Source organism: Micromonospora sp. U21, assembly GCF_018070045.1.
GTDB lineage: Bacteria > Actinomycetota > Actinomycetes > Mycobacteriales > Micromonosporaceae > Micromonospora.
Genome location: NZ_JAGPYK010000002.1, coordinates 222,945 through 241,795 on the forward strand (window position 1 = coordinate 222,945; position 18,851 = coordinate 241,795).

The following is an 18,851-nucleotide window of genomic DNA, read 5'->3' on the forward strand; positions in this document are numbered from 1 at the left end:
CGACCTTCGGAGATTGGCATTCCTGGGCTGACAGGGGATCGGCAGAACGACGTATGTCGGCCACCTGCAACCTTTAGTCGCAATGTCGACGCGAGGAGTACCACAAGCTGCAGATGGCCGTAGAACGGTACGGGGGAATGTGATTAGGCTGCGTGCCATGGCCAGCGATGTGGACACCGCACCGCTCGTGGGCCGGGCCGAGCTGGTGCAGACGGTTCGGTCCGCGCTGCTCGGTGACGTCGCGCACGGGCAGACCGCCGCCGTCTTCCTGACCGGCGAGAGCGGTGTGGGCAAGACCCGGCTGCTCGGCGAGATCGGCGCGCGGTTGCGCGACCAGGGCGCGCTGGTGCTCACCGGCAGCTGCCTGGACATCGGTGACGCCTCCCCGCTGCACCCGCTGTTGCAGGCACTGCGACGCTTCGACGCCGACCTGTCCGCCTCGCAGGCGCGTACCTCCTCGGCCGTACGCGGGCTGTTGCAGATGTTCGCCGACGAGACCGCCGGCCCGGACGGCGCGGGCGCGCTGCTGGAACGGGTCTCCCGGGGGCTGCACCTGATCGCCGAGGGCCGGCCGCTGGTGCTGATCCTGGACGACCTCCAGTGGGTCGACCGGAGCACCCGCCAGCTGCTGCTCTACCTGCTGGCCGGGCTCGGCGACCTTCAGCTCTCGGTGCTGGCCGCGGTCCGCGCCGAGTCGTTGCAGGGCGCACACCCGTTGCGCCGGGTGCTCACCGAGCTGCGTCGACTGCGGACGGTGCGGGTGCTCGACCTAGCCCCGCTGGACCGGGCCGGCACCGAACGGCTCGCCGCCGCCGTGGTCGGCCGGGAGCTCGCCGCCGACGCGGCCGAGCAGGTGTGGCAGCGCAGCGGCGGCAACCCGTTCGTCATCGAGGAGCTGGCCCGCGACCTGCGCGACGGCCGGGACGGGCTGTCCGAGACGCTGCGTGAGATCTTCCTCGCGCGGGTCGACGCGCTGCCCCAGCACGCGCACGCGGTCGTGCACGCGGTGGCCGCCGGTGTCGAGCCGGTGGAGCACTGGCTGCTGGCCCAGGTGCTCCGACTGCCGGAGGAGGAGCTGATCGAGGCGGCCCGCGCCGCGGTGGCGCACCGGCTGCTGGTCGGCGCCGACGACGGCTACCGGCTGCGGCACCGCCTCGTCGCCGAGGTCCTGGCGCACGAGCTGCTGCCGGCCGAGCGCTCCGGGTTGCACCGTCGCTACGCCGAGGCGCTGACTGCCGCGCCGGCCGAGCTGCACCAGGCCCGACTGGCGCACCACTGGCGGCTGGCCGGCGAGCCGGCCCGGGCATTGCCGGCGGCCGTGGCCGCCGCGCAGGAGGCCGAGCGGCTGCACGGCTACGCCGAGGCGCACCGGCACTGGTCGGCGGCGTTGCAGCTGGCCGGCGACCCCGGCACGCCGGGTGTGGACCGGGTCGAGCTGCTCGGGCACGCCGCCGAGGCGGCCCACCACTGTGGGGAGCACGCCCGGGCGCTGGCCCTGCTGGAGGAGCTGGCCGCGGTGCAGGGCGGCGAGCCGGGCTGCGCGCTGCACATCCGCCGGGCCCGCTACCTGGCCGCCGCCGGGCGCTCGGCGTTGGCCGAGAAGGAGTACCAGCGGGCGTTGGAGGCGGCGGACTGCTCCCCGGGTGAACGGGCCACCGCCGCCGCGCACCTGGCCGAGCTGCTGCTGCACCTCGGCCGGTACGCAGACGCCGGCCGGCGGGCCCGGGAGGCGCTGGCGCTGGCCGCCACGGTGGAGGGATCCACCACCGAGGTCGTGCTGGCCAGCTCGGCGCTCGGCTTCAGCGAGGCCTACCTGGAGGACCCGGACGCCGGGCTGGCGGTGATGCGCCAGGCGCTCGACACCGCCGAGCGCGCCGGCCGGCCGGAGGACGTGGCCTGCGCGTACCTGCACCTGGCCGAGCTGCTGACCGGTCCGCTGAACATCCTCGAGGAGGGGGTGGTGGTGGCCCGCCGGGGCGCCGAGCGGGTGGCCGAGCTGGGGCTGGGCCGCACCTGGGAGACCCGGCTGCTGGCCATCGCCACCAACGGGCTGTTCCGGGTCGGCCAGTGGGCCGAGGCGGAGAAGGTGGTCGCCGCCGCGCTCCGGCACCGCCCGTCCGGCGCGGACGCCGTCGAGCTGCTGCTGGCCCGGTGCCGGCTCTCGGTGGGCTACGGCGACATCGAGGCCGCCGACCGGGACCTCGACGCGGTGGCCACGGTGCTCGCCGGCGGCGGGGCCCGGCACGTCATCCCCCTGCTCACCCTGCGCGCCGGGTTGGCCATGTGGGAGGGCCGGCACGACGTGGCGCGGCAGGCGGTGCAGCGCGGCCTGACCGAGAGCCGCTCCGACGACGTGACCATCCTCTCGGCGCTGGTCTGGCACGGCCTGCGCGCCGAGGCGGAGGCGCACGCCAGCCGCACGGTGGCGGTCGACCCGACGGCGGTGCGCCGACTGCGGGACGTGGCCGAGCGGGTGGCGCGCAAGAGCGCGTCCGCGGCCCGTCCGGTGCGTTCGGTGGTGGACGGCTTCCTGGCGCTCTGCGCCGCCGAGGTGAGTCGACTCGACGGCAGCGACCCGGAGCTGTGGGCCAGCTCGGTCGCCGAGTGGGACCGGCGCAACCACCCCTATCCGGCGGCGTACTCGCGGCTGCGGCAGGCCGAGGCGTTGCTGGCGCGGCGTAGCCGGGTGGCCACCGCCGCCAAGCTGCTGCGCGAGGCGTACCGGGTGGCGCAGGGGTTGGGCGCGGTGCCGTTGACCTCGGAGATCCGGGAGCTGGCCGGGCGGGCCCGGGTGTCGCTGGAGGAGCGCGAGGCCGCCGACCGCGCGCGGGGCGCGGCCCCGGCCGAGCCGGTCGACGACGAGCTGGCGGCGCTCACCGCGCGGGAGCGGGAGGTGCTCGCCCTGGTCGCCGAGGGACTGACCAACAAGGAGATCGGGCAGCGGCTGTTCATCAGCGAGCGGACCATCGGCGTGCACGTGTCGCACATCTTCGACAAGCTCCAGGTCCGTACCCGGGTCCAGGCCAGCGCCATCCAGTTGCGCAACCGGCGCGGCTGACCGACCGGTCGGTCAGCCGGCGCCTGTGCGCGCCGGGATACGTCGTTCTACTGATCCGGCGCTCGATGTCGGCTGAAAAGCTGAGCACCGTCGACGGCGGCACGGGGGTGCCGCGGACCACCATGGAGGAGAGATGACCGAACCGGTCTGGGGGCCCGTGCACCGGGACATCGTCGACCTGCTCGCCGACCATCCGGCGGACGTGCCGGCCGTTGTCGATCACCTCACGAAGCTCCAGGACATGCTGGTGCGGCTGCCTCCGTTGGAGGAGAGCTGCCCGTTGGCCGACTTCAACAAGCTCTACCTGACCATCACCAGCAGCGTCCTCGACGGGCTGTACGACGACCGCTTCGTCGACCCGGTGTTCCTCTCCCGGCTGGACGTCGAGTTCGCCGCGCGGTATTTCGACGCGATGCGACTGTGGACCGACTCCAGTCCGGGCACCCCGAAGGCGTGGTCGTGCCTGTTCGAGCGGATGCGCGGGCCGGACGCCCGCCCGCTGCCGTCGGCCGCGGCCGGGGTCAACGCGCACATCAACTTCGATCTGCCGTTCGCCCTGGTCACCACGTTCGACCACCTGGAGTCGGAGCCGGTCGACGGCAGCGACCAGCACCACGACTACCTCGAGATCAACAACATCTTCGCGGACAAGATCCCCGGCCTGCGTCGGGGTTACCTCGAGCGGTGGCAGCTGCTCATCGACATGCTCAACGGTGACATCGACGACTGGTACCAGGGGGAGCTGGTCGAGTACACCCGCGATGTCGCCTGGCGCAACGCGCAGAAGATCTGGCGGTGCCGGCACGATCCGGACGCCCGCGAGTGTGAGCGCACGCGGTTGGACGACAACGCCGCGGCGCTCGGCCGGTTGCTGCTCTCGCCCCTGGGGGCGTTTCTGCAGTAGCCGGGACGGGGGGTCCCCGCGCTCCGCCCGATGGGGGGCGGCGGAGCGCGGGGACGCGTCCCGCCCCGCCAGCTCCACCCACCCGCGACGCCGCCCGGGTTCCGGTCGGCTCCGGGTGACAGCCGGCCGACCCGGGGGGTGTCGACCGTCTGCCATCGTCGGCCGGCCCGGGGGGTGCCGGCCGGCGGTCGGGGGAGCAGGCGGAAAGGGGCATCGGCCGCCGTTGCCGGTGGCGGGAGATCCGACCGGACGGGGGGTGTCGTCGGGCCTGTACGGGGTACGCCCGCGCCATGACCGTCCTGGCCCGGCGTCGGCCCGCCGCCCGACCCCGGCCCGCGCGGCCCGGCCCACTGCGGCCGGGTGGCCCGGTGCCGCGACCCACCGTCCGGCCCGGTGCGGGATGACCGGCCCCGCGACCCGGTTCCCGTTCCGCTTCGACCCGGTGTTCCGCCCGGCGCTGGCGCTGCTGGGGGTCCGGCCGGCGACGGCCTGGGTCGCCGTCACCGACCGGGACCTGTTGATCCGGTACGGGCCGTGGCGGTTGCGCACCGACCGGGACAACGTGACCGGCGTCGAGGTGAGCGGCCCGTACCGCTGGTGGCGGGTGATAGGCCCGCACGTGTCGCTGGCCGACCGCGGCGTGAGCTTCGGCAGCAGCACGGCCGGCGGGGTCTGCCTGCGCTTCGGCGTGCCGGTGCCGGCCGTGGTGCCCGGGAAGTGGCCCCGGCACCCGGCGGCCACGGTGACGGTCACCGATCCGCCCGCCCTGGCCCGGCTGATCGCCGGCACGGAACTGCCCTGAGCAGGCCAGCGGCCTGCCCGGTTCCGCCGGCCGCGCCGCGCGGTACCGCCTACCGTCTGAGCAGGACCTGCGAGCGTGGGACGGGCGATGGCTGACGAGCACCGGGGGAAACCGCGACGCGGGGGCGGACGCCGCCACCCGCTCGCCGGCCCGGACCCGGCGCTGCGCGCCGCCCGTGACCCGGCCCGTCCGCACCGGGGTGGCCGGCAGGGCGTCGTGGTGCCCGAGCGGATCGCCAGCCCGGTCCGTCCGGTGCCGCCGGCCAGCCCGCTGCGCCGGTGGCTCTTTCAGCACCAGGTGCAGCCGCCGGGCCCGGAGGCGGCCGAGGGGCAGAGCCGGGCGCACGCCTGGTGGCAGGTGATGTGCCTGACCGGCGTGGACTACTTCTCCACCCTGTCGTACCTGCCGGGCATCGCGGCGGTGGCGGCAGGAGCGCTCTCTCCGCTGGCGACGCTGCTGATCGTCGCGCTCACCCTGTTCGGAATGCTTCCGATGTACCGGCGGGTCGCCCATGAGAGCCCGCACGGGCAGGGTTCGGTGGCGATGCTGGAGCGGCTCCTGCCGTTCTGGCGGGGCAAGATCTTCGTGCTCGTGCTGCTCGGTTTCGTGGCCACCTCCTGGATCATCACGATCACCCTCTCCTCGGCCGACGCCACCGTGCACCTGCTGGAGAATCCGTACCTGCCGGAAGCTCTGCACGGCCGTTTCGTCGCGGTGGCGGTCACCGTGGCGCTGCTGCTCATCCTCGGCGGGGTGTTCCTGCTCGGCTTCCGCGAGGCGGTGGTGGTGGCCATCCCGCTGGTCGCGATCTTCCTGGTGCTCAACGCGGTGATCGTGCTGGTCGCGGTGACCCGGATCGCGACCGAACCGGGCGTCCTGTCGGACTGGACCACCGCGGTGACCGCGGGCGGCCGCGGGCCGGGCGGCGTGCTGCTGACCGCCGCGTTGGCCTTCCCGCTGCTGGTGCTGGGGCTGTCCGGGTTCGAGACCGGGGTCAGCATGATGCCGCTGGTGGCGGCCGGCGGACACGACCGGCAGGCCCGGCTGGCCGCCCGGATCCGCAACACCCGCCTGCTGCTCACCACCGCCGCGCTGATCATGTCGGTGTACCTGATCTCGACCACCTTCGTGACCACGGTGCTCATCCCGGCCGAGGAGTTCCGGCCGGGCGGCGCCGCGAACGGCCGTGCGCTGGCCTTCCTGGCGCACACGTACCTGGGTGAGGCCTTCGGCACCGTCTACGACGTGAGCAGCGTGCTCATCCTCTGGTTCGCCGGCGCCTCGGCGATGGCCGGCCTGATCAACATCGTGCCCCGCTACCTGCCCTCGTACGGCATGGCCCCGGAGTGGGCGCGCGCGGTGCGCCCGGTGGTGATCGTCTACACCCTGGTCAGCGTCGCCATCACCATCGCCTTCCGGGCCGACGTCAACGCCCAGGCCGGGGCGTACGCCACCGGCATCCTGGCGATGATGGTGTCCGGCGCGGTGGCGGTGACGATCTCCGCGGCCCGCCATCACCGGCGCGCCGCCGCCGTCGGCTTCACCGTGCTGACGCTCGTGCTGCTGTACGCGCTGCTGGAGAACGTCATCGAGCAGCCGGACGGGATCACCATCTCGGCGCTGTTCATCCTCGGCATCATCGGGGTCTCGCTGGTCTCCCGGGTCACCCGGACCACCGAGCTGCGCGCCGAGCGGATCGAGTTCGACGAGCCGGCCCGCCGGTTCATCACCGAGTCGCTGGCCCACGACGGGCAGCTGCACCTGATCGCGAACAAGCGGCAGAGCGGCTCGGTGAAGGAGTACACCGTCAAGGAGCGGGCGCAGCGCGGGATGAACCCGGTGCCCGGCGCCGCCGACGTGCTGTTCCTGGAGATCGACGTGGTCGACCCGTCGGAGTTCAGTCAGGTGCTGCGGGTGCACGGGGTCGAGATGGGCGGCTTCCGGGTGCTGCGGGCCAGCAGCCCGGCCGCGCCCAACGCCATCGCGGCGATCCTGCTCGCGCTGCGTGACGCGACCGGGGTACGGCCGCACGCGCACTTCGAGTGGTCGGAGGGCAGCCCCATCGCGCACCTGCTGCGTTACCTGATCCTCGGCCGGGGGGACACCCCGCCGGTGGTGCGGGAGATCATCCGCCGCACCGAGCCGGACCCGCTGCGCCGGCCGGGCATCCACGTCGGCGGCTGAACCCGGCGCCCGACCCGGCCGCCGCGGGGCCAGCCGCGGGCGGCGAGAAGTGACCTCGAACTGATGCTTCGCCGGCATTCAGCCCTGCTGGACCCGCTCGGCGCCGGATGGGGCATGGAAGCGGAACCGCAAGGTTATTCACGTTCGCCTGCCTTGTCACAATTTACCGTCGTATCGTCATTTTCGGTGGCGCAGCGATGTTGGCCACCCCGCGCCTGTTTCGGTGCGGCCGTTCACATGCACGAGAGGCAGGGAAGCCCTATGTTCACGTACCGAGTGAGTCGGCGCCCAGCGCGGCCCAGGCGGCGGTCCCGGTGGTTTTTAACCGGTGGCCTGGTGGCGGGCGGCGTGATGGTGGCGACGACGGGTCTGACCGGCGTGGCGGCCGCGGCAGCCGACCGGGTGACGGTGCCCTGCGACTCCGACCGACTCATCGCGGCGCTCGTCCGCGCCAACGCCGAGGGCGGCGGCGAGCTTCGGCTCGCGCGCAAGTGCACGTACACCCTCACCGAGGCCTTCCAGCAACCCGACGACTACGACGGCGGCATCCGGGACGCCCGCGAGGCAGCCGACACCGCCGAGAACCCCGGGGACGCCGAGGCGCCCCCGCGGGATCCGAAGGACGACAAGGCCGGCCTGCCCGTCATCTACCACCCCATCACCATTCGCGGGGAGGGCGCCACCATCCGGCGTGCCCCGGACGCCGACGAGTTCCGGTTCTTCACCGTCCGCGACGGTGGCGAGCTGGACCTGAGTGACGTCGTCCTCAGGAACGGCCGGTCGGCCGCCGAAGGGGGCAGCATCCACGTGGTCCACGGTGCCGCCGCCGCCGTGCGGCACACGACGATCATCGGAAGCACCTCCCGCTCCGCCGAGGGCGGCGGCGGCGGGATCTTCAACGACGGCAACATGGTCATCAGCGACAGCACCTTCGTCGGCAACCGGGCCACCGGCAATGAGGGCAAGGGCGGGGGCCTGCTCAACGGTGGCGTGCTCACCCTGGACAAGTCGAAGTTCTTCGAGAACACCGCCGCCAGCTACGGCGGTGGGTTCGGCAACTACCGGGGAGCGGCCGAGGTCCACCGGAGCACCTTCGCCGACAACAAGGCGGCGCAGGGCGGGGGCTTCGCCAGTTTCTCGGCGCGCACCAAGGTCTCGGACGTCCGGGTGATCGGCAACACCGCCGAGGTCGGCGGGGGCATCGCCAACTCCGATGCGGTGCTCTACCTGCGGGGCATGACGATCCGCGACAACACCGCCACGGTCAAGGGCGGCGGCATCTCCACCTTCCAGGGTCTGCTTCCGCTCGACGACAGCACCATCAGGCACAACACGTCCGAGGGCGATGGCGGCGGGATCCACGCCGAGAAGTCCAACCTGCTGGTGCGCCGTAGCGACGTCAGCCGCAACGACGCCGACAAGAAGGCGGGCGGCATCTTCGTCACCATGGGTCAGATCTCGCTGTTCAAGAGCCGGGTGAACGACAACGTCTCGAACGTGCCGCCGGGCGGCCTCTTCGTGGACAAGGCCCAAGCCAAGGTCGACGACGAGACCGAGATCAGCGAGAACGAGCCCGGCAACTGCCTGGGCAGCACGGTGCCGGTTCCCAACTGTTTCCGCTGACCCGTCAGCGGGGCGGCCCGCCGGAGTGGCGGGCACCGGTCCGGAACGCACCCGACCCGCAGGAGCGATCACCCCGATCGCCGGTGGGCCGGGTGCGTCGGGCTTCACCCCATGGGTGCAGCTGACGGCCGACGGCCGCGCCAACCAGCCTCCTAGGACGCCCTTCGCGATGTGCGGTGCGTCCTGGCCGCTCAGGGAGTCGGCGAGTCGAAGGGCTCGCCGTGTGCCGGACAGCGAACGGCCCGCGCCCCGAAGGGGCGCGGGCCGGCGCCTTGGTCCTACTTGGACGGCTCGGGCAGCGCACAGTCGACCTTGGGGTTCGCGCCGATGTAGTTCAGGGGCCCGGCCACGATGGTGACCAGGATGGTGCCGGCTTCAGCGCAGTTGGTGTCGTCGTTGCCGTAGTAGCCCCGCTGGCCGGCGGCGATCGCGCCGATCACCAACCAGATCACGACGATGACTCCGAGTATCGAGGTGCCGCGCATCGCTGCCTCCTGAGGGAATGTGGTGGATCGAGGTGCAGGCGTTGTACCCAATCGGGTCGAGCCGCTAACTGCTGCCCGCGCGACCCTGCGGATCGTCCGTCCGGCCGATACCGTCCGCCGTCGGTACAGCCCTGCCATCGGCCGCCCGCACCAGGTCGGGCGGGCCGGCTATCGGATCGACGACGGACCCGGCCGTCGGACGGGTCACCCGACGTAGAACTGCCTCACGGCCCCCGCCGAGGAGGACTCATGGACGCCCCGCAACCGACCCTGTACCTGGACCGCCCCGAGGACGTGGCGATCGCGGCTCGCGCGCTCGCCGGCGGCGCGGTCGTCGCGGCGGCCTTCGCCAACTTCTACGTCATCGTCACCCGCCCGGACACGGCCACCGTGCGCCGGGTCAACCTGGCCAAGGGCCGCCCGATCCACCAGGTCGGCAGCATCACCACCGCGGTCGGCCGGATCCCGGCGATGTTCGACTGGTCCCGGATCTCGCCCCGGTTGCCGGTCGGCCGGTTGCGGGCGCTGATGGACGCCCTCTACGGCGCCGGGCCGTTCGGCTTCCGGGGCCCGGCGGCGGACCGGCTGCCGGAGCACCTCACCCAGATCGACCAGGGGCTGCGCACCACCCAGGTGATCGCGCCCGGCCTGACCTGCCCGTCCAACGCGTTCTTCGAGCGGGCGCTCGCGGAGACGGGGTCGGACCACCTCTACATCACCTCGGCGAACCGGTCCCGGCACCTCACCGGCGCGGCCGAGGAGCCCGCGCACTGGAAGGCCGGCGGCCTCGCCGCCGACTTCGCCCACCTCGACGACCTGGTGGTGCTCGCCCATCGGGACGAGGCGGCGGCGCGCGCCGCCTATCCGGGGTACCTCACCACCTCGGTCACCCTGCTCTCCTTCCACGCCCCCGAGGGCGAGCTGGAGGAGCCGCCGGTGCTCACCGTGGACCGGCACGGCTCGCTGCACCTGGACGAGGTGCGCCGGGCCGCCGCGCCGCTCGGCCTCCAGGTGCGTCTCGGTGGCGCCGCCACGCAGCGGTTGCAGGTCCGGGGGTACGCCGGGGCGCTGGTGTGAGCGGCTACCGGGTCGGCCTGGTGCTGCCCAGCTCGAACACCACCATGGAGACCGAGATCCCGGCGATGCTGCGCCGGCGCGAGACCGTCGACCCGACGGTCCACTTCACCACCCACGCCAGCCGGGTACGGCTGCACCAGGTGACCCCCGACGAACTGGCCCGGATGAACCGCTCCGCCGTCCGCTGCGTCGCCGAGTTGGCTGACGCCCGCTGCGACGTGCTCGCGTACGCGTGCCTGGTGGCGGTGATGTGCGAGGGTCCCGGCGCGCACGAGCGTGCCGAGCAGCGGTTGGGCCGGGCGGCCGGCCGCGCCGGGCACGGCATGCCGGTGGTGACCAGTGCGGGCGCGCTGGTCGCCGGGCTGCGCGCGCTGGGCGCCCGGCGGGTGGCACTGATCGCGCCGTACCTGCCGCCGCTGACCGCGACCGTCGCCGGGTACCTCGCCGGGCACGGTGTGCGGGTGACGGAGGCGGTGAGTCTCAGCGAGCCGGACAACGTCGCGGTTGGCCGCATCCCCACGCAGCGGCTGGTGGAGCTGGCCGACCGGCTGGACGTGACCGATGTGGACGCGGTGGTCCTCTCCGCCTGTGTGCAGCTGCCGTCGCTGGCCGCGGTGCCGCAGGTCGAGGCCCGTCTCGGCCGCCCGGTGCTCACCGCGGCCACCGCCACCGTGCACCAACTGCTCACCGGCCTGGGCGTCGAGCCGTACGTGCCGGACGCGGGTCGGCTGCTGGCCGGGGCGACGCCGCGCTGACCGGTCCTGCACACCGGCGGCACCACGATCGGCCGGTTCAGTGCGGCGGGGCGGGAGCCTCCGGGGGTTTGCCGCGGCTGCGCCGGAAGTCCGCGTAGGCCACGCCGGCCAGCACCAGCATGGCGCCCAGGGAGGCGAAGACCGGTGGCAGGTACAGCACCGCGGGCGCGATGGTCAGCAGTGCCAGCAGGCCGCCCGGACGGGACAGCGACACCCGGCTGAACACCTCGTACTCGAAGGAGGCCCGGCCGGCCAGGAACAGCGCCGGGCCGCCCAGGATCACCGCCAGCCAGGCCGGCGGCGTCCGCCCGGGCTGCTCGTGCAGCACCAGGTGGAACCCGGCGGCTGTGGTCACCACCCCCGCGACCATCAGCAGGTGGGTGTACGGGGCGGTGAACAGGAACCTGCTTGGCTCCCTGGACGACTGGATGGCCACCGGCAGCAGCTCGCCGGACTTGTGCACGTAGATCCGCCAGAGCAGCAGGGTGGTCAGGAAGGCCACCGCGAAGGCCCCGATGTTGGCCACCTCCGAGTGTGCCAGGCTGAACATGGTGCCGACGGTCAGGATGGCGTCGCCAAGGGCGATGATGAAGAACTGCTGGTAGCGCTCGGAGAGGTGCTCCGCCTGAACATTGCGTTGCTGCTCCGGCACCACGCCAAGCCCGGGCACCGGGTACGCGAGCCGAAACCCGCCGTAGTCGATGGCGAGCGCGATGGCCCAGCACGCCATTCGGGCGTCGTCGCTGACGAACCCGCCGATGATCCAGGGGATCGCCGACACGGCGAACCAGACGAAGATCCGCGCCGCCCGACGCTGGGTCTGCGGTTCGCGGCGCACGGTGGGCATCAGGAACAGTCCGCGCCCGAGGTGGATCGCCACGTAGGTGACGGCGAAGACCAGCCCCCGGGCGCCGAACGCCTCCGGGATCGCGGTGGTCATCAGCAGCACGCCGAACATCACCGCCGCGACCAGCAGCTTGATCTCGTTGCGTTCCGGATCGTACATGTCGGTGACCAGGGTGGTGATCGCCCAGGTCCACCAGACGGCGGACAGCAGGATCAGCGCCTCCGCGGCCCGGTGCCAGTCGAGGCCGTCGACCATGTTCCGGGAGATGAGCGCGAGCGCGACCACGTACACCAGGTCGAAGAAGAGCTCGAGCAGCGTCACCCGGCGCGGGGACTCCGGGTCGCGCACCGGGGGACCGGACCCGGGCTCCGGCGCGGCGAAGTGCACGGGTTGCTCCTGTGGTGCCGGTCGAGGTGGCGGACTGTCCGGCCCACCTCGACCGACGGTAGCGAGCAGCCGACGACGCTACCTCCCGGTCGTCCGGTCTTCCCCCGACCGGGGTGATCGACTCGGTGTCCAGGAAGTCGGGGTGTCACGGTCGTGCGGACAGGCCGGTTTCCTGGACCCGGAGTCGATCATCGGGCCTCGGCACGCCGTCGTTCCGCCCCAACGGCCGGGCCCCGCCGGGCCGCCCTCGCAGGACGGCCCGCCGGGGCCCGGTTCTTCGTCGTCAGCCCCGGGCGTCGCCCGGCAGCACGGCGGCCATCTCGTCACCGGCGCCGGCCAGCACCCGCGCCTGCTGCGGCCAACTGGCCAGACCCGGCGCGGCGCGCAGGCCCGCGGCCCGGATCAGGTCGCGCAGCGCCGGCTCGTCCAGCTCGCCGAGCTGGCCGTAGGTGCGCACGCCGGCCGCCTGCAACGCGGCCGCCATCTTCGGCCCGACACCCTGGATCCGGCGGAAGTCGTCGGCCGGGCCCTCCGGGTCGGTGTCGGCACCGCTCGGCGCCGTGTCGGCCACCGGGCGGACCGGCGGCGTGGCGGTGGCGGTCGGCCGGACCGGCGGCGTGGCCCGTACCGGCTCGGAGTCGCCGTCCGCCCGCGCACCGATGACCGACGCCTCCGCCGGCGTCGTGTCGGCCGTCGTGGCCTCCGCCGGCGTCGTGTTGGTGCGCGCCGTCTCGGCCGTCGCGACCTCGGTCGCGGTGACCTCGTCCGGGGTGGTGTCGGCGTGCGGCGCGTCGGTGGGCCGGACGTCGTCCCCCGGCTGGCGGGGGGCGATCACCGTGGCCGGAGCGGACTGCTCCGCGACCGGCTCCGGCTCTGTGGCCGGCTCGGGCCGGAGGTCGGCCGCGTCCGCCGCCTCGGCGGCAGGGCTGGCCGGCGGGGAGTCGGTCAGCGCCATGTCGGCCGGGTCGGCGGTGCTCGGGGCGTCGACCGGGGCGGGACCGTCCGGCGTGGCGTCGGTGGTCACCGCGGCCGGCGCGCTGACCGTGTCCACCGGGGCCGGCTCGTCGGCGACCGCGGCCGGCGCCGTGTCGACGCTCGCCGCCGGCCGGGTGTCGTCGATGGTGGCGGCCGGCGCCGGCGTGGCGACCACGGCCAGGCCGGCGCCGGGGTCGCCGTCCACGATCGACGGACCCTGCCCGCTGGCCCGTACGCCCTGCCGGCCGCGCAGCAACCACCCGGCGGCCAGGCCCAGCAACAGCGCCAGTACCACTATCAGCGAGTGTCCGATAGACCACTCCACGGCGAACCTCCCTCTCACCTCGTCGGAAAAGTCACGAGAAAAACTCGCCGCAGCTTCGCACATGCGCGTAGACGACGACAGGGAGGCTCGGTCGGGGGCGGTACGGGTGGGACGGTCTCTGCGCCGGGTGCCCGGCGAGTGACAGAGTGTTGCGCCGGACGCGACGACTCCGGGCCCGGCGTCCCGACGCCGGGCCCGGGTCGACGTGACCGGGGAGTGCTCGATCAGTCCTGGTCGCCCTCGTAGGTGTGAAAGTCGTCGACGAAGCGGCGACGCAGCCGGGGTACCCGGCTGGTCACCCCGAAGTAGCCGCGCGCGCCGAGCAGCGCGAGCCGACCCACCACCGGGCGGTACATCCGGTCGTCGCCGCTGGTGCCGCTGCGGTTCAGCGATTCGCCGACCCGCGCGAAGCCGTACGGCACCATCGCCGCCTCGTAGTCGGCCACCGCCTGCAGCAACGTCTTGTCACCGGCGACGGCGCCGGTGAGCTGCTGGCAGAGCAGCCGGGCGTCACGCAGCGCGGTGTTCGCGCCCACCCCGCGACCCGGTGTCATGGTGTGGATGGCGTCGCCGAGCAGGGTGACCGTGCTGCTCTTCCAGGGCGGTACCGGCTCGGACGTGGTGACCCTGATCGGCAGGGCGCTGTCCGGGTCGCCGCGGCTCAACAACTCCCGCAGATGCGGATGCCAGTTCGGGGTGAGGTCCAGGGCGACCCGTACCAGGTCCTCGCCACGGCGCTGCAGCACGTCGGCCGGGAACCGGCGGGCGGCGCTCCAGATGATCAGGTTGATGTTGTCGGTGGTGGTGTCGTGGGACAGGCCGGGCCAATCCCGCAGCAGCGCGGCGTCGGCGTCGCTGACGCCGGGCTTGATCGCCCGTTCGGCGTCCCACTTGAACTCCATGACGTGCAGCACGCCCATCGTCCCGCCGGCGCCGAAGATCAGCGAGATGCCCTGGCGTACCCGCTCCGGTACCAGGTCGCGGGTCTGCGCGGTCAGCGGGATCCGCGTGGCGATGTTGATGGTGCCGGCGTCCCGGGTGACCGCGTGCGGCAGGTACTGGCGGCGCACCGCCGAGTGCGTGCCGTCCGCCGCCACCAGCAGGTCACCCGTGGCGCTGGTGCCGTCGGCGAAGTACGCGGTGACCGTCCCGTCGTCACGCTGCTCGTACCGGACGAAGGTCTTGTCGAAGTGCACCACGTCGGTCAGGCCGGTCAACAGCACCTGGCGCAGCACCATCCGGGCCACCGAGTGCTCGGTGTGCCCCGGGTCGGCGTCCGGACGCAGCTCGAACGAGGCGGTCTGGCGCAGCCGCTGGGTGACCACATTGAAGTAACGCGGCGGCCGGGCGCAGGTGGCCAGGAAGGTGGCGAACAGCTCCGGCGGCAGGCACTCCCGCAGTGCCCGGCTGCCGGTCGGACCGATTCCCACCCGGTAGCCGAGCAGTCCCTCGGCGCGGTGGCGGTGTCGTTCGTAGACGGCGACGCTGATCCCGGCGCGGTGCAGCCCGTGCGCCAGGCACAACCCGCCCGTACCGGCGCCGATGATCAGGACGTGTGGTGGCGGGGCGGACACGTCGGCCGTCCCGCTCAGCCGGCCGGGTGCGCCGCGGGGGCCTCAGCGGCGTCCCAGCGGTAGAAGCAGCCGGCGATGGCGTCCCGGGGCGAGCGCCAGGTCGGCAGGTACGGCGAGGTGTGCGCGGAGAGCCGCTCATTGACCTGCTGGAAGAGCGGGTGGTTGCGAGCGGCGGCGAGGGCGTCCGGGTCGACGTCCGAGGTCTCGATCAGGTGCACGCACAGGTCGTGCAGGCAGTACAGGGACCGGTGCGTGACGCCGGTCAGGTCGGGGAGTTCGCTGGCGTCGGACTCGGCGAAGATCTGCGCGACCCGCCCCTCCGCGCCCGGGATGATCCGGCTGACGATCAGTAGACGACTCATGGGACCCCTTCCGCCGGTGGCTTCCCCGACCCTCCGGTCGGCGGCCACGTGCTCCTGTGTGCCCACCGTGCCGCAGCGCCTGTCACGTCACCGTCACGTGCGCCGGCCGGCCGGTGACGGACGGATGGCGCCCTCCCGGCTGGCCTCGCGGATCGGGGCGAGCGTGTCGTCGAGCAGGGCGCTCATCGCGGGGCTGGGCTCCAGGCGTAGCTCCCGGCGCAGCAGATCGCGGTAGACGTAGAAGGCGTGCACGGCCTCGAAGGCGTTGCCCTCGGCGAGGTGGATGCGCACCACCAGCCGGTGTGGCGTCTCGCGCAACGGCTCGGCGGCCATCGCCTCCAGCGCGGCTTCCAGCGCCTCACCGTGGCGCCCCGCGACGAGATGCTGACCGGCAACCTGCTCCAGCATGTGCAGGCGCAGTTGGCGCAGCCGTTCCCGGTCCAGCAGCACCCAGTCGTCGTACCAGCCGGGCAGCAGGTCGTGCCGGCCGGCGGCGAGCGCTCCGGCGGCGGTGCGCGGGTCGTCGCCGTCGCGGACCCGGGCCGCGGTGCCGACCAGGTCGTCCACGTCGAGTCGGACCGCCGGACCGAGCCGCACGGTGTCACCGGTCGCGGTCATCGGGCAGCACGGGTCCTGCCGCAGCCGCCACAGCGCGGTGCGCAGCGACGACAACGCCCGCTCCTCCGACGCGTCGGGCCAGAGCAGCCCGGCCAGCTGGCTGCGGGTGGCGCCGGGGCGCAGCCCGATCAGCGCGATCACCCGTTGCAGTCCGCGCGGCACCACGACCGGCGCCGCGCCGCGTAGCAGCCGGAAACCGCCGAGCAGGTGCAGCGAGACACCGGTCTCGGGAGAATCCCCGGCGGTCGGCACGGACGGATCAGCGGCCACGGCGGCACCCCCTGCGGAACGCTCGTCCCGACTGTCTGCTGTGTCCCGGATCGGCTGCCCGTGACGCCACTGTCGACCCCACCGGTGGGGCGCGACGACGGCTGTCGGGGCGCGGCCCCGCCCGCCGGAGCCGCCGGGCTGGCCACGGTGAAGATTATCAATAGCGGTCACGGTGAGTCAACGCAACCGTGGACCTTCTATCGGTGACGGTCAACCATGAGATCGGTTCTGAACTGCTCAAACCTACGTTCGAATTCATCGCCGCAGGGCTGCTGGGCACATAGCTGATACACAGCTTGCGTCAACGCAGCGTCACCACCAAGCGTCGCTGGCCGACCCGGCACGGTGACGCCGCCGTGACGAGGACTGCCGCATCGTGTCGACAGTCGTCCAGCGCGCCCGGGGTCCACCGGCCACCGGCCCGGACGCCGTGGGGGGAGGCCCAGCATGGACCGATCGCTGATCGTCGCGAAGGTCGTCCCGACCGCCGAGGAGCAGGTCGCCGAGATCTTCGCCGAGTCGGACGCGACGGAGCTGCCGCGACTGGTCGGGGTCCGGCACCGCTCGCTCTACCGACTGCACGACCTCTACGTGCACCTGCTCGAGACCGAGCAACCGGCGCAGGGCGCGGTGGAGGCCGCCCGTGGCCATCCCGAGTTCATCCGGGTCAGCGACCGGCTGCGGCCGTACGTCTCGCCGTACCTGCCGACCTGGCGCTCGCCGCGCGACGCGATGGCCACCTGCTTCTACCGGTTCGACGCCGTGGACGCCGGGCGGCGGTCGTGACCGCCACCGCGCCGCGCGAGGAGCAGCTCTGGTCCCGCTGCGCCGGCTGCGCGAGCCTGCTGTACCGCAAACGGCTGCGGCGCAACCTGGACGTCTGCCCGGAGTGCGGCGCGCACGCCCGGCTCGGCGCGCCGGAACGCCTGCGCCAGCTCGTCGACCCGGGATCGCTGCGCCCGCTGCCCGACCGGCTGCCCGAGGCGGACCCCATCGAGTTCGTCGACGTGCTGCCGTACCCGCACCGGCTCACCGCCGCCCGGGCCAGCACCGGGCTGGCCGAGGCGGTCGTCTGCGGCACCGCCACCATCGGCGGGCACCCCGCGGTGCTGGCGGTGATGGACTTCCGCTTCCTCGGCGGCAGCCTGGGTTGTGCGGTGGGTGAACTGATCACCCGGGCCGCCGAACGGGCGCTGGACGACCGCGTCCCGCTCATCCTGGTCACCGCCTCCGGCGGCGCACGGATGCAGGAGGGCGCGCTGTCGCTGATGCAGATGGCCACGGTCAGCCAGGCCATCGCGGCGCTGCGCGAGGCGGGCCTGCTCACCGTCAGCGTGCTCACCGACCCGACCTACGGCGGGGTGGCGGCGTCGTTCGCCACCAACACCGACCTGGTGCTCGCCGAGAGCGGCGCCCGGATGGGCTTCGCCGGCCCCCGGGTGATCCGCCAGGTCACCGGCCGAGCCTTGCCGGAGGGCTTCCAGACCGCCGACTTCCTGCTCCGGCACGGTCAGGTGGACATGGTGGTGCAGCGTCGATCGCTTCGTGGACGGCTGACGGCGCTGCTCGCCGCCACCCGCGCCGGCCGGTCGGGTCGCCCGCCCGTACCCCGGCAGGAGCCGGCACCGCGTCGCGAGCGCCTGGCCGCCGACGCCCCGGCGCCGGCGCGGCCGGCGATCCCGCCGGCCGGTGCGGACCGGGACCCGCTCGTGGAGAGTCCGGCCAGCCCGACGGCCGGGGACCGTCCGGGCCCGGCGGCACGCGACCCGTGGGACACGGTGCGGACGGCCCGCCACCCCGGTCGACCGACCACTCTGGACTACCTCGACTCGGTCTTCGACGGCTTCGTGGAGCTGCACGGTGACCGGCTCGGCGGTGACTGCCCGGCCGTCGTCGGCGGCGTGGCCCGGCTGGAGGGCCGGCACGTGATGGTGATCGGCCACCAGAAGGGGCACACCACCGCCGAGCTGGTCGCCCGCAACTTCGGCATGGCCAGCCCCGCCGGGCACCGCAAGGCGCTGCGGCTGATGCGCCTCGCCGCCCGGCTCGACCTGCCGGTGGTCACCCTCGTCGACACCCCCGGCGCCGACCCCGGGGTGAGCGCCGAGGAGCAGGGCCAGGCGGCGGCCATCGCGGAGAACATCCTCACTCTCACCGTGCTGCCCACCCCGGTGCTGGCGGTGATCACCGGCGAGGGCGGCAGTGGCGGCGCGCTGGCGCTGGCGGTCGCCGACCGGGTCCTGATGCTGGAGCACGCCGTCTACTCAGTGATCAGCCCGGAGGGCTGCGCCGCGATCCTCTGGCCGGACCGGTCCGCGGCGCCGCAGGCGGCCCGCGCACTGCGGTTGACCGCACCTGACCTGCGCCGGCTCGGGGTGGTCGACGAAATCGTGCCGGAGCCGGCAACGGCCGCGCACGACGACCCGGCGGAGATCGCCCGGCGGCTGCGCGCCGCGTTGCTGGCCAACCTGCTGCCGCTGCTGGACGTACCGCCCGCGATGCTGGTCCGCCTCCGCAGGCAACGGTTCCGTCGGTTCGGCGCCGCGCGTGCCGGTGCCCGGGCGGGTGTGCGGTGACCGCCGAGCCCGCCGGAGACCGGGCGGTG

15 protein-coding genes are annotated in these 18,851 nt (G+C 73.6%); 9 read left to right on the forward strand and 6 right to left on the reverse strand.

Features of this window, described 5'->3' with window-relative positions; genetic code table 11:
* Positions 1-157 precede the first annotated feature (157 nt).
* The 5 genes from KBX63_RS03745 to KBX63_RS03765 all read left to right on the forward strand — a co-directional run bounded on the left by KBX63_RS03745 (position 158) and on the right by KBX63_RS03765 (position 8,571).
* Entirely contained in the window at positions 158-3,058 is a 2,901-nt protein-coding gene (locus KBX63_RS03745; protein ID WP_210908168.1) for a LuxR family transcriptional regulator, read from the forward strand.
* Between the two features lie 133 nt (positions 3,059-3,191).
* Entirely contained in the window at positions 3,192-3,962 is a 771-nt protein-coding gene (locus KBX63_RS03750) for a DUF5995 family protein (RefSeq protein WP_121652244.1), read from the forward strand.
* Positions 3,963-4,362: 400 nt separating this feature from the next.
* Positions 4,363-4,764, forward strand: a complete 402-nt coding sequence (locus tag KBX63_RS03755; RefSeq protein ID WP_210908169.1) for a hypothetical protein — start codon at positions 4,363-4,365, stop codon at positions 4,762-4,764.
* A gap of 87 nt (positions 4,765-4,851) precedes the next feature.
* Positions 4,852-6,948, forward strand: coding sequence for an APC family permease (locus tag KBX63_RS03760; protein ID WP_210908171.1), 2,097 nt, complete (start codon positions 4,852-4,854; stop codon positions 6,946-6,948).
* Positions 6,949-7,209: 261 nt separating this feature from the next.
* Positions 7,210-8,571 (forward strand): hypothetical protein, encoded by a 1,362-nt coding sequence (locus KBX63_RS03765; protein ID WP_210908173.1) that lies wholly within the window; start codon positions 7,210-7,212, stop codon positions 8,569-8,571.
* A gap of 278 nt (positions 8,572-8,849) precedes the next feature.
* On the opposite strand, the gene KBX63_RS03770 is transcribed toward KBX63_RS03765, so the two are convergent.
* Positions 8,850-9,056, reverse strand: coding sequence for a hypothetical protein (locus tag KBX63_RS03770; protein WP_210908175.1), 207 nt, complete (start codon positions 9,054-9,056; stop codon positions 8,850-8,852).
* Positions 9,057-9,305: 249 nt separating this feature from the next.
* On the opposite strand from KBX63_RS03770, the gene KBX63_RS03775 reads away from it, so the two are divergent.
* Both KBX63_RS03775 and KBX63_RS36325 read left to right on the forward strand, forming a co-directional pair.
* Entirely contained in the window at positions 9,306-10,133 is an 828-nt protein-coding gene (locus KBX63_RS03775) for a hypothetical protein (protein ID WP_210908177.1), read from the forward strand.
* The gene (locus KBX63_RS36325) at positions 10,130-10,888 is read left to right on the forward strand and encodes an Asp/Glu racemase (protein WP_210908179.1); all 759 of its coding nucleotides are present in this window, start codon (positions 10,130-10,132) and stop codon (positions 10,886-10,888) included. The genes KBX63_RS03775 and KBX63_RS36325 overlap by 4 nt, the downstream gene beginning before the upstream one ends.
* Before the next feature lie 37 nt (positions 10,889-10,925).
* Here KBX63_RS36325 and KBX63_RS03785 read toward each other — a convergent pair whose 3' ends face one another.
* From KBX63_RS03785 to KBX63_RS03805, 5 genes are all read right to left on the reverse strand, one after another.
* The gene (locus tag KBX63_RS03785) at positions 10,926-12,122 is read right to left on the reverse strand and encodes a low temperature requirement protein A (RefSeq protein WP_210908181.1); all 1,197 of its coding nucleotides are present in this window, start codon (positions 12,120-12,122) and stop codon (positions 10,926-10,928) included.
* Between the two features lie 283 nt (positions 12,123-12,405).
* A complete protein-coding gene (locus tag KBX63_RS34970; protein WP_307871598.1) occupies positions 12,406-13,422 on the reverse strand; it encodes a hypothetical protein in 1,017 nt (338 codons plus the stop codon).
* A 224-nt stretch (positions 13,423-13,646) separates the two neighbouring features.
* Positions 13,647-14,996, reverse strand: coding sequence for an NAD(P)/FAD-dependent oxidoreductase (locus KBX63_RS03795; protein WP_210908188.1), 1,350 nt, complete (start codon positions 14,994-14,996; stop codon positions 13,647-13,649).
* 14 nt (positions 14,997-15,010) lie between these two features.
* Positions 15,011-15,358 (reverse strand): TcmI family type II polyketide cyclase, encoded by a 348-nt coding sequence (locus KBX63_RS03800; protein WP_210908195.1) that lies wholly within the window; start codon positions 15,356-15,358, stop codon positions 15,011-15,013.
* Positions 15,359-15,451: 93 nt separating this feature from the next.
* On the reverse strand, positions 15,452-16,246 hold the full coding sequence (locus KBX63_RS03805) for a BTAD domain-containing putative transcriptional regulator (RefSeq protein WP_210908197.1): 795 nt from the start codon (positions 16,244-16,246) through the stop codon (positions 15,452-15,454).
* A gap of 447 nt (positions 16,247-16,693) precedes the next feature.
* On the opposite strand from KBX63_RS03805, the gene KBX63_RS03810 reads away from it, so the two are divergent.
* Entirely contained in the window at positions 16,694-17,032 is a 339-nt protein-coding gene (locus KBX63_RS03810) for a TcmI family type II polyketide cyclase (protein WP_210908205.1), read from the forward strand.
* Entirely contained in the window at positions 17,029-18,822 is a 1,794-nt protein-coding gene (locus KBX63_RS03815) for an acetyl-CoA carboxylase carboxyltransferase subunit alpha (protein WP_210908207.1), read from the forward strand. Before KBX63_RS03810 ends, KBX63_RS03815 begins: the two co-directional genes overlap by 4 nt.
* The last annotated feature ends 29 nt before the right edge of the window (positions 18,823-18,851 follow it).